The 12,346-nt window shown below is 43.4% G+C and carries 12 protein-coding genes and 1 other RNA gene; all 13 read right to left on the bottom strand.

Annotated elements, in window-relative coordinates; all coding sequences use genetic code 11:
* Positions 1-132: 132 nt before the first annotated feature.
* Positions 133-1,482 carry a glucose-6-phosphate isomerase gene (locus tag ODU34_RS08960; protein ID WP_024413466.1) on the bottom strand — a complete coding sequence of 450 codons (1,350 nt, stop codon included), beginning with the start codon at positions 1,480-1,482 and terminating at the stop codon, positions 133-135.
* 81 nt (positions 1,483-1,563) lie between these two features.
* The gene (locus ODU34_RS08955; RefSeq protein ID WP_105138840.1) at positions 1,564-2,106 is read right to left on the bottom strand and encodes a hypothetical protein; all 543 of its coding nucleotides are present in this window, start codon (positions 2,104-2,106) and stop codon (positions 1,564-1,566) included.
* A gap of 138 nt (positions 2,107-2,244) precedes the next feature.
* Positions 2,245-2,334, bottom strand: an RNA gene (gene ffs / locus ODU34_RS08950) — signal recognition particle sRNA small type.
* 36 nt (positions 2,335-2,370) lie between these two features.
* Complete coding sequence (gene tadA / locus ODU34_RS08945) at positions 2,371-2,898, bottom strand: tRNA adenosine(34) deaminase TadA (RefSeq protein WP_136647392.1); 528 nt, start codon at positions 2,896-2,898, stop codon at positions 2,371-2,373.
* Positions 2,899-3,178: 280 nt separating this feature from the next.
* Positions 3,179-5,149, bottom strand: coding sequence for a transketolase (gene tkt, locus ODU34_RS08940; protein ID WP_105178662.1), 1,971 nt, complete (start codon positions 5,147-5,149; stop codon positions 3,179-3,181).
* Positions 5,150-5,360: 211 nt separating this feature from the next.
* Entirely contained in the window at positions 5,361-6,452 is a 1,092-nt protein-coding gene (gene ulaG, locus ODU34_RS08935) for an L-ascorbate 6-phosphate lactonase (RefSeq protein WP_002938500.1), read from the bottom strand.
* A gap of 109 nt (positions 6,453-6,561) precedes the next feature.
* Positions 6,562-8,250 carry a transcription antiterminator gene (locus ODU34_RS08930; protein ID WP_105178661.1) on the bottom strand — a complete coding sequence of 563 codons (1,689 nt, stop codon included), beginning with the start codon at positions 8,248-8,250 and terminating at the stop codon, positions 6,562-6,564.
* Between the two features lie 124 nt (positions 8,251-8,374).
* On the bottom strand, positions 8,375-8,992 hold the full coding sequence (locus tag ODU34_RS08925) for a hypothetical protein (RefSeq protein ID WP_012775380.1): 618 nt from the start codon (positions 8,990-8,992) through the stop codon (positions 8,375-8,377).
* 84 nt (positions 8,993-9,076) lie between these two features.
* A complete protein-coding gene (locus tag ODU34_RS08920; RefSeq protein ID WP_014638763.1) occupies positions 9,077-9,793 on the bottom strand; it encodes an L-ribulose-5-phosphate 4-epimerase in 717 nt (238 codons plus the stop codon).
* Positions 9,793-10,656 (bottom strand): L-ribulose-5-phosphate 3-epimerase, encoded by an 864-nt coding sequence (locus ODU34_RS08915; protein ID WP_024401059.1) that lies wholly within the window; start codon positions 10,654-10,656, stop codon positions 9,793-9,795. Before ODU34_RS08915 ends, ODU34_RS08920 begins: the two co-directional genes overlap by 1 nt.
* 5 nt (positions 10,657-10,661) lie before the next feature.
* A complete protein-coding gene (locus ODU34_RS08910) occupies positions 10,662-11,324 on the bottom strand; it encodes a 3-keto-L-gulonate-6-phosphate decarboxylase UlaD (RefSeq protein ID WP_002939878.1) in 663 nt (220 codons plus the stop codon).
* A 10-nt stretch (positions 11,325-11,334) separates the two neighbouring features.
* Positions 11,335-11,820 (bottom strand): PTS sugar transporter subunit IIA, encoded by a 486-nt coding sequence (locus ODU34_RS08905; RefSeq protein WP_014736516.1) that lies wholly within the window; start codon positions 11,818-11,820, stop codon positions 11,335-11,337.
* Between the two features lie 209 nt (positions 11,821-12,029).
* The gene (locus ODU34_RS08900; RefSeq protein ID WP_009910950.1) at positions 12,030-12,308 is read right to left on the bottom strand and encodes a PTS sugar transporter subunit IIB; all 279 of its coding nucleotides are present in this window, start codon (positions 12,306-12,308) and stop codon (positions 12,030-12,032) included.
* Positions 12,309-12,346 lie beyond the last annotated feature (38 nt).

Here is a 12,346-nt window from a genome sequence, read left to right as displayed (position 1 = left end):
CCCGCACAAGTTGATTAGGCTAGATTTGGAGTGTGAAACACGAACAAATCTGTCAATCAACCACTGTGCTGAGATGTTGAAACGAACTCTGAGAAGCGGGCCAGGCTCAAGTCCAGCCTCAGTTTCATTCTATTACAAACGTGCGTTCAATTCTGCACCGAGTTCTTCAAATCCTGGCTTACCAAGAAGAGCGAACATATTTTTCTTGTAGGCTTCTACACCTGGTTGGTCAAATGGGTTGATCGCATTGAGGTAACCAGAGATAGCAATCGCCAACTCGAAGAAGTAGAAGGTGTAACCAAGTGTGAACTCATCTTGTTGTGGAAGGGTCACAAACATGTTTGGTACGCCACCATCTGTGTGGGCAAGAAGTACGCCGTCCGTTGCTTTTTTGTTTACAAAGTCAACATCCTTACCTTGCAAGTAGCCAAGGCCATCAAGGTCTTCTGCCATTTCAGGAATCAAGATATTTTTTCTTGGTTTGTCAACACGAACCACTGTCTCAAAGATGTTGCGGTTTCCTTCTTGGATAAATTGTCCAAGAGAGTGCAAGTCTGTTGAGAAGTTAGCAGATGTAGGGTTAATCCCTTTTTGGTCCTTACCTTCTGACTCGCCTGCCAATTGTTTCCACCACTCGCTGAAGTATTGAAGCGATGGCTCGTAGTTAGCCAAGATTTCTGTTACATAACCTTTTCTGTAAAGGATGTTACGAACAGCTGCATATTGGTATGCTTGGTTTTCAGCAATTTTATCAGATGTAAATGTCGTGCGGGCTGCGTTTGCACCTTCCATAAGGGCATCAATGTCCGCACCAGCTGCTGCGATTGGCAAAAGACCAACTGCAGTCAAGACTGAGAAACGGCCACCAACATCATCTGGAACAACAAAGGTTTCCCAACCATTTGCGTCCGCTTCAACCTTAACAGCACCTTTTGCCTTGTCAGTTGTCGCATAGATACGCTTGTTAGCTTCTTCTTGACCGTATTTCTTCACAAGCAATTCTTTGAAGACGCGGAAAGCAATCGCAGGCTCAGTTGTTGTACCTGATTTAGAAATCACGTTAACTGAGAAATCCTTGTCTGCCACGTAGTCTACCAGGTCAGCAAGGTAGCTTGATGAGATAGAGTTTCCAGCGTAAAGGATTTGCGGAGCTTTGCGCTCTTCACGTGTTTGCAAGTTTACAAAGGCATTGCTCAAGAAATCAATAGCTGCTTTAGCACCAAGGTAAGAACCACCGATACCGATAACTACCAAAACTTCACTTTCATTTTGGATTTTAGCTGCAGCTTCCTTGATACGAGCAAACTCTTCTTTGTCGTAGTTTTCTGGCAAATCCAACCAGCCAATAAAGTCGTTACCAGGACCTGTTCCTTGACGGAGCATTTGGTCTGCAAGGGTAACTTGTGGTTGCATGTATTCTACTTCTTGAGCTCCAACGAATTGGCCCAAGACTTTTGAATAATCAAATGTAATATGTGTCATGTTTTTCCTCCATTTATGTACCATAATATGATAACGCTTTATCATATTTTTTTCAAGAAATTTATCAATTTTCATTTATTTTCATGAAATATGTTGTATAAATCTTAATTTTTGTGAAAATCTAACGAAATTTTCGCGTTTGTAATAATCCTCCAAAGTCTCTCCCGACTGGGTTACTGTAATCCATTTCGGGAGAATCTTAGATAGTAGGTAAAGCGGAATGAGGGCAGGATACCAAATGAACATGACTTCAAATATAAACCGATTGTTGTTGCCTCTTGAAATGTAACGTTGGCGGTATTCTTCTTTGAGAAAAGGATGGGGAATATAGATATGAAATGGCACACCACCGCGTATAGACATGACCAGCAACATTCTCATCAGAAAATTCAGCGCTACTAGGACTGTCTTTCCTTGTCTATGAAGAGTATAGGCCTTATTGACATAGATTGTTTTATAGCGTTTATCCTTCAGTGGACGTCTGGTGGATTTTCGCTCCTCTTTCGTTAAATGACGAACACTACTATTATCGTACTTAATGTCGGACATTTCTAAGTCCACAACATCTGTATATTTCTTAGCAAGTGTCGTTTTTCCCATACCTGGAAAGGCAAATAAAAACATAAGCTTTCCTCCTTATTCCTCAGTAGAATAGCAGAGCATCCAAAAAGTTTTCTTAAGCCACCTCTATCTTGCCCCTCATTTCTAAAAATAAGATAAGAAAAACCCTCTGAAAGCCTGATTTCAAAGGAGTTTTAGATTATACGCAAAAAGAGCACACACTCGACCTCGCTTAGGGCTGCTGGATTCCTCCCCTGACCCGCTTCACGCACGAATGTTGCTCCGTTTATTATTATAACACAATTTGGCCAGAGTGCAAGTGGGGACCTAACAAGATGGATTGTCTGCATGGTCCTCTTGGGCTTTCATGATAAGTTTAGCAGCCTTCTGACTTTCTCTGCGTTGTCTAAAAAAATCTTGCATGATATTGGCACATTCCGCTTCTAAAATACCTGTTTCTACCTTGACACGATGGTTGAGCCGCTCATCTATCAGAATGTCATAGAGGCTCCCTGCAGCTCCAAACTTTTTGTTGGTTGCTCCATAGATGACCTGCGGAATGCGTGCTAGGCCAATAGCTCCGCTACACATCACACAAGGTTCAATCGTCACAAAAAGGGTCGAATCAAGCAAGCGCCAATTCCCCTCAACATTGTTAGCCTCTTGGATTGCCATAATCTCAGCATGCATGATTGCCTGATTGAGTTCCTCACGCGCATTATGCCCTCTGCCAATAATCTGGCCATCCTTGACAATCACACAACCAATTGGAATTTCATCCTTTTCTAGCGATTTTCTAGCTTCCTGCAATGCTTGAGTCATAAAATACTCTTTTTCTTCATGTGTATAGTTCATAGATCTATTATAGCACAGCCCTGATAACAGTTCAAAATCACTTCTTTATTTCTCTGCTATCAAAATTAATCTAACTCTACTTCTTCCTTGTCACACATTTCTTTCAAAACTCTGCCCCTCTATTAACTTAAAAATATAAAAATACCTCCTCATTCGAGAAGGTAGGAGGAGCAATATTGATATTTACAAATGTTAATATATCATTTATTGTCTATGTTGTCAAGAAAATTTTTAAAAAAATTCAAAAACAGCCTCGAAAGGCTGTCTCTGACATTTTCTATTACAATTCACCAACTAATTTCACAACATTTTCTACTGTGAAGCCGTAGTTGTCAATAACTGTTTGGGCTGGAGCAGAGGCACCGAATGTGTCGATACCAAGGACTTTACCGTCAAGACCGACATACTTGTACCAACTTTGAGTTGCACCCATTTCAATTGCCAAGCGACGACGGATGGCATTTGGAAGGATTTCTTCCTTATAGGCAGCGTCTTGTGCATCGAAGAGTTCAGTTGATGGCACAGAAACCACACGAACCTTAGTGCCTGCTGCTTCTAGTTCTTTGGCAGCTTTAACAGCCAAGTTCACTTCTGAACCAGATGCAAGAAGGATTGTATCGAAGCCTGCTGCCTCATAGACAACATAAGCCCCTTTTGCAACCTTGTCAAAGTCTGTTCCTTCTTCAACTGTCAAGTTTTGACGAGTGAGAACAAGGGCTGATGGTGTAGACTTGCTAGTCAATGACAAGTACCAAGCTGCCTGTGTTTCACGCGCATCTGCTGGGCGGAAGACATTGAGGTTTGGCATAGCACGAAGTCCTGCCAAATGCTCGATTGGCTCGTGAGTTGGACCATCTTCACCAACCGCGATAGAGTCGTGTGTGAAGACGTAAGTAACAGGAAGACCTTGAAGGGCTGACAAACGAACCGCTGCTTTGACATAGTCTGAGAAGACGAAGAAGGTACCACCATAAACACGAAGTCCTCCGTGGGCGGCCATACCATTCAAGATAGTACCCATAGCAAATTCACGAACACCAAACTGGATGTTGCGGTTGAGTGGATATTCAGCATCTTGCAAACCATCTTCCTTGATATAGGTCATGTTTGAGTGAGCCAAGTCAGCTGAACCTCCAAGGAAGGTTGGCAAAACTTTAGCCGCTGCGTTGAGGGCATCTTGTGATGAGTTACGAGTTGCTTGTGAGAAGCCATTTTCGTAAACTGGGAAGTCTTCTGGCTTGATTTCAACTACGTCACGACCTTCCAAGATAGCTGTTACTTCAGCTGCTAATTCTGGATGAGCTAATTTGTAGTCTTCAACTAATTTCACCCAGGCATCGTAAGCTGCTGCACCGCGATCAGCTACATTAGCTTTGAAGTCCGCATAAACTTCAGCTGGAATTTCAAATGGACCATAGTTCCAATCAAGCGCCTTACGAGTTGCTTCTGTTTCTTCTGCACCAAGTGGAGCACCGTGAACGGCATTTGTTCCTTGTTTGTTTGGTGAACCATGACCGATAACAGTCTTGATTTCGATAAGAGATGGCTTACCAGCTGCTTTTGCCTTTTCAATAGCAGCAAAGATGGCATCTACATCTGTACCGTCTGTTACGAGGTCTGTATGCCAGCCATAAGCATTGTAACGGGCACGTACATCTTCTGTGAAGGAGTCTTTTGTTTCGCCATCCAAGTTGATGTCATTTGAATCGTAAAGAACGATGAGTTTTTCTAATTTTTGAAGACCTGCGTAAGAAGCCGCTTCTGCAGAAACACCTTCCATCAAGTCGCCATCACCACAGATTACGTAAGTATAGTGGTCAAAGATTGGGAAACCATCACGGTTGTACTTAGCTGCAAGGAAACGCTCTGCTTGCGCAAAACCTGTCGCAGTTGAGATACCTTGTCCAAGAGGACCTGTTGTTGCATCTACACCTGCTGTGTGACCAAATTCTGGGTGACCTGGTGTTTTTGAACCCCATTGACGGAAGTTCTTGATTTCATCCATAGTGACATCTTCAAATCCTGACAAATGAAGAAGTCCGTAGAGGAGCATTGACCCATGACCTGCTGATAAGATAAAGCGGTCACGGTTCACCCAGTTTGGCTGAGCTGGGTTGATACGAAGTTCTTTAGTAAAAAGGCTGTAGGCCATTGGAGCCGCACCCATGACGACACCTGGGTGACCTGATTTTGATTTTTCGATGGCATCAATACCAAGGAAACGAATCGCATTGACTGAAAGATTTGACATGTTTTTCTCCTTTTTTAAAGTCATGAATTTATTATACCATAAAGCGTTTTCTATGTCTGTTTGAAATGAAGTAAGAAGCAAATTATCCGTAGAAAAGAGGCAGGACTTTCGTCCCGCCCTTGGAGTGAACAGTAGTAATTCGCACATTTCATACTTTATCAGAGTTTATAGTACCTCTCCTCGTCTCTATGGAGCAAGAGAGTTCTAAATCTTATAACAAAGCCTTAAATTGAATATTTGAGTCTTCTAAGAAGCAATCATCAAAGCCACGTGGGTGGTGATATTCAATACGGTCCTTGTCCATCGGATAAGTATACTTGCCACCAACTTCCCAGATGAATGGATGGAAATCATATTGCAAGCGTTCCTTACGCATTTTCCAGAGCTGCAAGATTTCATCTGTTGACGCCATGAAGTTAGACCAGATGTCATAGTGAACAGGGATGATTACCTTAGCACGCAAGTTTTCTGCCATACGGAGAAGGTCGATTGAGGTCATCTTGTCTTGGATACCGATTGGGTTGTCACCGTAGTTGTTGATAGCAACGTCGATATTGAAGTCGCGACCGTGTTTTGCAAAGTAGTTTGAGAAGTGGGAGTCTGCACCGTGGTAGATGGTTCCGCCAGGTGTTTCAAAGACATAGTTGACTGCCTTGCGAGCCATGAGTTCATCTGTCACAGGAAGTCCTGCTAATTTACCACCATTTTCGTCGTAGCCTTCGATTGGCAAGGTCACCAAGCAAGTACGGTCGAAGGACTCAACTGCGTGGACCTTGATGTCTTTGAATTCAAAGCTATCACCTGGTGCGATGCGGATAATACGGTCAGCAGGCACACCCCATTTTTCCCAGATGTCGCCACTTTCAACTGGACCGACAAATTTGACGTGGTCCAACTTTGGATTGTTGATGATGGCAGCGGCTGTGCTGATGTCCATGTGGTCACTGTGGACGTGCGATACTAGGTAGTAGTCCAATTCATTGATGGCAAATGGGTCGATAACCATTGGCTGCACACGCAAGTTTGGTTGCAATTTGCGCACACCTGCCATGTTAGCCATCTGGTGTCCCCAAACCATATCTTTCACTTTTTTAGTGGATTTTCCACGTGATGACCAGAGGTCCATGACCACGTTCGCACCACCTGGTGTTTTAATCCAGACACCGCAGTTTCCAAGCCACCACATAGCAAAGTTGCCTTCTGGCACTACTTCTTCTTCAATTTCTTCATTGAGCCAAGTTCCCCATTCTGGGAAGGTTGAAAGAATCCAGGATTCTCTTGTAATATCTTGAACTTTAGCCATTTTCCATTCCTCCTATAAGGTACGTTTCTATGCTTCTAGTATATGCTCCAAAGGCAACAAAAAAAAGACCAAATAAAACACAGGCTTGTGTTCACACTTGGACTTTACCCTAATACAGATCTGTTTCAATATCTTGACTGGATAAATTGGTTAATAATTCATTGGTAATCAGTTTTTGTAGCCGTTGTTTGAGTTCTCGAGCGGTCCTTCCGTCTGCGATATATCCCGACAAAAGCTTGTCTAGTTCTACTGCAAAAACTTGTTTTTCATCTGCCAAACTACGATATTTTGCAAAATGAGTCATGTTTAGCACATCATCAAAATCTAAAATGGGGTGAACCTGCACCAAAGGGAAATCCGTTTCCAACCCATCGCTGGTTGTAATCAAGAAATCAACCTCTAGCAAGTCTTCGACACTCTTGAATTGTTCTGTGGTAAAGACGGCGCCAATCTTCTTATCTGGCAAGTGATGCTGGCATTGTTTATAAAGTAAGCGTTGGACTGACACCCCTTCATCACAGATTAAATAGACAATCTGTGTCTGTGCCTTGCGCGTCCCACTGCGTCGAATAGCCCCTCCTAGATGAATCGTCAAATAGGCAATATCTCCATCGGATAACTCAATCTGCCACTCCTCCTCCAAAATCTTTCCAGAAACCCGTGTCATAGCAAACAGGGTGCCGTATTTATCTTGGATTTGTTGGACCATTGGATTTTTAGATAGGATGCCGTAGGTTTTTCTGAACAACAGAGCCTTGCAATGTGCCAAGAGATGTTTGGCTAATTCATCTGGATTTTCCAATTCAAATGGTGAATGTATCTCAAAATGATGAATAAATCGCTCTACCACACGCTTCAAGTCAATGAAATCTTGGCTGAATACATGAACATCGCTATCCTTTCGATAGGATAGAAGTAGAATGGCAATCAGGGAGATTTCTATTTCATCCAATTTCAAATCAAAGGTTTGCAACAAGGCATCTTTCAATTCCTGAGCAACTCGGTACTCTATACGCTCTCGAACTTGTTCAAATTCTTTGAGAATGGCTCGTTCTTCCAAGTCATCCAGCTCCATATTGCGATAGCTAAGGAGCAAAAAAGGCAATACTTTGAGCATAAACTCGATCTCGTAACGATTGATTTTCTTGCCCAGTTTCTTTTCTAATTGCGATACTTGTCCCTGTAAAAATTGTGCCATTTCTTCGGAGAAGAGCAACTGACACCCTACCAACTCAAATAACTTATCTTCTAGAACCTGCAAAAAACCTTTATTGGCGTCCAAGAAGATGGTATAGAGAAGCGAGTGGACATATTGGATTTTATTTAAAGGGTGACAAACCAGACTATAGCCCTGACTCTTAGACACATAGAGGGTCATCTTGTATTGTTCTTGAGCCAACTGGGTTCGAATTTCATTCAAATCATTTAAGACCGTATTACGAGAGACTTCTGTCAACTCCATTAGCCGTTCAATGGTCACTCTTTCTGGTGTGATACAGATATATACCAACATCAGCTGAATGCGCTCAGGCATGCTCATGACGTAGGTGTACGAATCAATGGAATCGAGAAGATCTCGACAGGCTAGTTTTTGCGCATCGGTAAGTCGAATACCGATGCGAGGTAAACTTTCAATACTCTCTACAGTTGTTGGTAGGGCATCATTGATTTTTTCTAGATGGTAATAGATTTTTCGACGTGATTGTTGCAAGCCCTTGGAAATAGCCATGATTGTCTCAGGTTCCTGCAGACCAATCAGGTACCTCAGTAGAGCGCAACTACTCTTATCTAATAACAATATTCTCCTCCTCTTTCCCCCGTCCCGTTACTATCTTAACATAATTACCTTAGATATTCTAATAATTATTAAAATTCATCTGATCATTACTTGTTTTATATTGCATAAATATCTTTTGTTAGAATTAATAGATGCTTTTAATAATTTCTACTCGGGTAATCAGTTCTCCGTGCATGTTATCTATCCGAAGGGCAACATTTTTCAAATATACACAGGCACCAATAGCAATGGTTTTCTCCTCTTCATTGAGTTTTCGTGTCACAAAATCTCTCAAAGTCTCGCTACCTTCACTTGGAATTTTTACTCGTGCGATGATATTAGCCACTTTTACTTTCTGGCTGGCACGCATGATAATATTATTGGAATCATCAAACTGAGTGAAGAGGTATTTTCTAACTGCAAATAGGATGGCAACCGAAATAATTCCAATCAAGTAATCACTGCTAGAACCATGCTCTACAATCAGCTGGCGAGCAATGGCAACTAGGAGTACCTCAATCACGGTGCTAGGTGACTGTTTGCAAAGCATTTTGATAAATTCGACTCCGACCGCCAAGGTCATTGCACGACTCAGAAAATTTTGAATAAACGTATCCGCTTGAATATCACCAGCTAATGAGCTGAGCAGGTCTGCAAAGAGAAGCGTTGATAAGGCTAAAAGGGCTAAGCCAAGTATGGCAGATAAAATCAATTCTAAATAGTAGGCTGTCTCTGTCAGACTATCCTGTAAAAATTTCCTCATCTTTCTCCTCATCAAAAGGGAAAAAGCAGTTCTCCCTTTTGGGGAGTCTGCTACTTTTCCCTACTGTTTTTTTCACACAAGAACTTAATGTTCGTCACCCTTTTGTCCATAGTAGGCATTAGGACCATGTTTACGGAGGTAATGCTTGTCCATGATATAGCTTGGTGCTGGCTCCACCCGTGGATTAATCTGCTCTGTGTAGCGGTTCATCCGAGCCACTTCCTCAAGGACAACGCTATGGTAAACTGCCTGAGCAGGATCCTTGCCCCAGGTAAATGGTCCATGGTTACGGACAACAATTCCTGGAACGGCAACTGGGTCAATGCCTCGACGCTCGAATTCCTCGATGATAACTGCTCCTGTTTCTTTTTCATAGGCCGAGTTTACTTCCTCAGCCGTCAAGGAACGGGCACATGGTACCGGACCGTAGAAATAGTCCGCATGAGTTGTCCCATAAAATGGAATGTCACGACCTGCCTGAGCCCAACCCACTGCTTCTGTCGAATGCGTATGAACGACAGCATGGACATTTGGCCAAGCCTTGTAGAGGGCAACGTGGGTCGCCAAATCAGACGACGGATTGAGGTCTCCTTCCACCACATTTCCGTCCAAATCGGTCACCACCATGTTTTCTGGGGACAATTTTTCATAGTCCACACCAGAGGGCTTGATGACGATGCGACCAAGTTCACGGCAGACTTCTGATACGTTGCCCCAGGTAAATTTGACGAGCCCATGAGCAGGTAGGGCGATGTTGGCTTCATAAACCCGTTGACGCATTTCCTGTAAATCTTTTGGCATTAGTTCAACCCCGCTTTCTCAATCAATGGATAGAGGAAATCTTGTGCCTCCTTGATAGCAGCTCGTGTTTCCTCAACCGTTTCGCAGTTTTCTGACCACATCTCAATCAAGAATGGACCTTGGTAGTTGGTCTTTTTCAATACTGCAAACATATTGTCCCAGTCCACACAGCCCTGACCGAATGGAACATCACGGAATTGTCCCTTGGAGTTTTCAGTTACTGCATAGGTATCTTTCAGGTGAAGGGCTGCAATAGAACGGTGACCCAAGTAAAATTCGCTGTAAATGTCATTGTGCCAAGCAGACACGTTCCCAGTATCTGGATAAACAAAGAGATATGGCGAATCGATTTCTTTCTCAACAGCTAGGTATTTTTCAATGGAGTTGATAAATGGATCATCCATAATCTCAATAGCCAACATGACCTGAGCCTGTTCTGCCCAGTCGCAAGCCTGACGGAGATTCTTTATGAAACGCTCTCTAGTTTCAGGCGATTTTTCCTCATAGTAGACGTCGTAGCCAGCCAACTGGATGACACGGACACCAAGGTCTTGAGCCAGCTCGATACACTGTTTCATGGTTTCTAAGGACTTGGCTTCAAGAGCAGGATCATTGGAGCCAAGCGGGTAGCGACGGTGACCAGAGAAGCAAATAGTCGGAATGCGGACACCTGTTTCATAGATGGCTTTGACCAGCTCCAAACGCTCTTCCTTGGTCCACTCCAAACGAGCCAAACGTGCATCGCTCTCATCCACCGACATTTCCACAAAGTCGAAACCTAATTCTTTGGCAAACTCCAAGCGTTCCTTCCATGTGAAGTGCTTGGGCGTTGCCTTTTCATATATTCCGATTGGTCGTGCCATAGGCCTTACCCCCAGATACGACGGATTTCGTCTTTGAATTCACGCGCCGCAGCTGCTGGATCCGCCGCTTCTGTAATACCGCGACCTGCGATAAAGGTGAAGACATCTACACCTTCGAAAAGCTTGAGCGTATCCACATCCAAACCACCTGTCACAGAAACACGGAAGCCCATATCAACCAATTTTTTCACTTTATTGAGGTCTTTTTCGCCCCAAGTTTCGCCAGCAAGGAGGGCGTCACGAGATTGGTGGTAAATCGCTTGGGAAATGCCAGCATCCAACCAGAGTTGAGCCTGTTCATAAGTCCAGTCACCGTAAAGCTCGATTTGGATTTCGCCCTTGTCACCACGTACTTCCTTGATAGCCTTCAAAGCAGCTTCCATAGTTGGAATAGTTGCAGAACAGATACAAGTCATCCAGTCCGCACCACGAACGGCATTGTTTTTGGCAACCGTACCACCCGCATCCGCACACTTGGTATCTGCAACGATAATTTTGTCTGGGAAAAGGCTGCGCAGCACTTCTACCAATTCGCTACCAACTTGAAGCAAACAAACGGTACCTGCCTCGATAACATCCACTTCATGACCAACGGAAACAGCTGCTTTAATCGCTCCCTGCAAGTCTGAATGGTCAAGGGCAACTTGTAAATTTGGAATATGTTTCATGTTTTTTCTCCTAACTTTCTAAATCTAAACCTTCTAGGTAAGGACTGTTTTTGGACTCTTCCACCATTGCCAAGACTTCCTCAGGAGTTTGACAAGCAATCAAACGCTCAATGGAATTTTCCAATTCAAAGAGGGCAATAATTTGTGGAATAGCTACAGATGTATGAATCTTTGGATCGGTAGCTGCAAGAGTGAGCAGAACAGACACTTCTTTCCCATCTGAGAAGACGACTGGTTTTGTCAAGGTAATCAAAGCAAAGGAATCCTTCAAGACGCCAACACCTGCTTGGGCGTGAGGCATAGCCATACCAGGCATGAGAACATAGTAGGGACCATATTCTTCTGTCGAGGCAATGATGGCATCATAGTATTCTTCTGTCGCAGCACCACTGTCAATCAGCGGTTCAACAGCCTTGTGAACAGCCTCCTGCCAGGTTTCCGCTGTCAATCCCAAGCGAATGGAATTATTTTCTGTAAATGATTTTTGTAAATTCATAGTTTTTCCCTTCTACACGCTATATGAAAGAGGCTGGGCAGAAAGTCCAACCTCGCTTCTCAGAGTTCGTGTCAACATCTCAGCGCAGTGGTTGATTGGCAGATTTGTTCGTGTTTCACACTCCAAATCTAACCTAATCAACTGTGCGGGGGTGGGAAGACGAACTCTTTTTAGACTGGTCGAGTTCTTTCCCACTCCCTAACGGCTATTTATAGCACTGCTTGTAATTTTGTTTTGATTTCATTGTCGTCCATGAGGTTGTCAAGACCAACCAAGTGACCTTTCGTGCGACCTTCCAACTCAGAAATCAAGTGGTTAGAGGCTACGACAATATCATATCCTGCCGCTAAACCTTTTGCTTCACCAACTGAGCAGGAAGCTGATTGAAAATCTGTTACGCCGAGTTGACGAAGGGCGTTTTCTACCTTCATCTTGATAACCATAGATGAGCCCATGCCATTTCCGCAGGCCGTTAAAACTTTAACCATAATTTCACTCCTATTTTATTTTTAATACATTATGTTCT

The organism is Streptococcus sp. 2018WUSS126 (assembly GCF_044427425.1).
Lineage (GTDB): Bacteria > Bacillota > Bacilli > Lactobacillales > Streptococcaceae > Streptococcus > Streptococcus hashimotonensis.
The sequence above is the reverse complement of the archived record's forward strand: the minus strand, read 5'-3'. Positions and strand labels throughout refer to the sequence as shown.